Below are 1,706 nucleotides of genomic sequence, written 5' to 3'. Positions count from 1 at the left end.
AGCCAGACCAGCTCCGTTTCCTCACTGATCTCGTCCCCGTCGATCAGAGCACTCACTCCGCCTCCTCCTCGACCACAGCCGCTACTGGACACTGTGCACCGGGCCCGCGGCCATGAGCAGCCTAAAGTCGGATACCGCAACGGCCCGGCGCGGGGGTATGGCATCCTCCCTCCGGCACGGGCCCAGGATCTCAAGCGGCCCACGGAGCGATCGGATACCACGGGATGACCTCCCGGCGCGCGAGGATCCTGACGTCCCAGTACAGGAACGTGAAGACACCCGCCACGATCAGGGTCACCGCGGTCACGGCCGCCATCCGACCGGGATCCGCCGTCATCCAGGCAGCCGCCCGCCCGCCCGCGAAGTACGCCAACAGGAAGAAGACCACCGCGATGACCAGCACGTTGCCGATCGACTGCAACAGGAAGGCCGACGCCCCGTAAAGAGGGTTGCCGCTCTGCGCCGCGTCGCGGAAGAGCTGCCGGAACAGCGGATACGGCCGCCCCACCAGGAACCCCCCGACCAGGACCCCCATGAACACCGTCTGAGCCTGCGGAAAGCGACGGGACGCCTTCGCGAACGGATCACGGGTGTACCCCAGCGCGCTGAGCCCCAGCCAGAACATCGCCAGCCCGATCACCCCGAACGTGACCATCGACTGCACCGTCCGCCCCGACAACTCCCCCGCGACCGGCTGCGCCTGGGAGAACTGGGGCATCGACGTCCCCACCAGACCGACCACCGCCCCGTACGTCACCGAGACCGCGGCCATGCCGAGGAACAGCCATCCCAGCGGCTGAAGGGCCCGCACCGCCCGGCCCGCCCGGCTGTTCACGCTTCCCAGCATCGGGGCGACCGAACCGAACACCGCGATGTTGCACGCGGTGAAGGTCCCGGCCAGACCGGAGACGAAGGCGAAGACCGTCCCGGACACCACCGACGTCAACGCCGACGCCTCCGGATCATGTCCGAGCAACGACGTCGCGATCGTGCCGCCCACGACCTGGTCCACGAACTCCGCCGACCAGACGACGGTCAGCACGAACCCGGCGAACGCACTCAGCAGAAGCAGCAACCCGCGCCGCCGGACCGCCGGCCCCTCCGCCGCCCCTCTCCGCTCCCGCGCCGCTGACTCAGCGATGCCTGCCACAACAGGTCCCCCTCCACGGCTGCCGGAAAGTTCACAGCGTAGAAGCGGCGCTGGGCGGACCCATCTCCCAGAATGCTCGCCCGAAGCACGGAACCGAGAACGGGCCGATGCCACACCGGATCCCGACACACAAGCGCACGAAGGGAGTTGAGCGAGGATGCTCCCCCGGTGAACATGAAGGCGTCTTCGCCCGCGCGCATCCGAGGAGCCCCGTGCCGCACATAGCCATCGGCAATGACCACCCCGGTATCCGGGGGCTGATGTTCCTCCGGCCCGACACCGCCGCACCGCTCAACCACCTCGCCAACGTCCTGCTGCGTGCCCCCGCCTCCCTGAGCCGGGGCGAACGGGAGCTGATCGCCGCCTACGTCTCCCGCTTGAACGAGACACCGTTCTGCGCCGGAACCCACGGGGCCGCGGCGGCAGCCCAGTTGGACGGGGGCCCCGAGGCGGTGGCCGCCGTCCTCACCGCACCGCAGGACGCCCCGGTCTCCCCCCGGCTGCGCGCCCTGCTGGCCATCGCCGCCGAAGTCCAGGCGGCGGCGCGCCCCGTCAC

At 70.0% G+C, this 1,706-nt stretch carries 2 protein-coding genes; one reads left to right on the top strand and one right to left on the bottom strand.

All coding sequences use genetic code 11. The annotated features are described in order from the left end of the window. Positions 1-190 precede the first annotated feature (190 nt). Positions 191-1,150 carry a hypothetical protein gene (locus ACFVWD_RS58275; RefSeq protein WP_199876560.1) on the bottom strand — a complete coding sequence of 320 codons (960 nt, stop codon included), beginning with the start codon at positions 1,148-1,150 and terminating at the stop codon, positions 191-193. 212 nt (positions 1,151-1,362) lie between these two features. On the opposite strand from ACFVWD_RS58275, the gene ACFVWD_RS58270 reads away from it, so the two are divergent. Further along, on the top strand, positions 1,363-1,706 hold a 344-nt coding region (locus ACFVWD_RS58270; RefSeq protein ID WP_389607291.1), incomplete at its 3' end, for a carboxymuconolactone decarboxylase family protein.

Origin of the sequence: Streptomyces sp. NPDC058086 (assembly GCF_042885015.1) — a bacterium.
In the GTDB taxonomy this organism is placed as follows: Bacteria; Actinomycetota; Actinomycetes; order Streptomycetales; family Streptomycetaceae; genus Streptomyces.
The sequence above is the reverse complement of the archived record's forward strand: the minus strand, read 5'-3'. Positions and strand labels throughout refer to the sequence as shown.